This is a genomic window from Nocardia alni (assembly GCF_019038435.1).
Lineage (GTDB): Bacteria > Actinomycetota > Actinomycetes > Mycobacteriales > Mycobacteriaceae > Nocardia > Nocardia alni.
In genome coordinates this window covers 1-389 of record NZ_JAGPOX010000405.1, presented here as the reverse complement: position 1 = coordinate 389, position 389 = coordinate 1, and the positions used below count along the sequence as shown (strand labels likewise).

1 protein-coding gene is annotated in these 389 nt (G+C 31.9%); it reads left to right on the top strand.

Translation table 11 applies throughout. The annotated features are described in order from the left end of the window. On the top strand, window positions 1-370 hold a 370-nt coding region (locus tag JZ791_RS44540; RefSeq protein ID WP_216904048.1), incomplete at its 5' end, for a DUF4166 domain-containing protein. Window positions 371-389: the final 19 nt, after the last annotated feature.

Below are 389 nucleotides of genomic sequence, written 5' to 3'. Positions count from 1 at the left end.
AGATGGAAACGGAAATGAATTTGTGCGATGGAATCGTACTTTTTACTTTCGTAATAAGAAAAGATATTTTAATGCGGTAATGAAATTCGATGAAAATGAAATTGTAGATTATTTTGGTGAACCACACATACTTGTTTCTACACTGAATTTTCATATTGATGAGATGGGGGCGATGCATATTTCTTCAAAGAAACAATGGTTTTACATGTTTAGAAGAAAAATCCCGTTACCTAGATTCTTATACGGAGAGGCCAACATTGTAGAAAGTTATGATGAAACAAAACAGTGCTTTCGAATTCATGTACAAGTACGCAATCCGTTAATTGGTTCATTATTTTCATATAGGGGAACATTTGTGGAGAGGAAATAAATGATATGAAAAATATAAT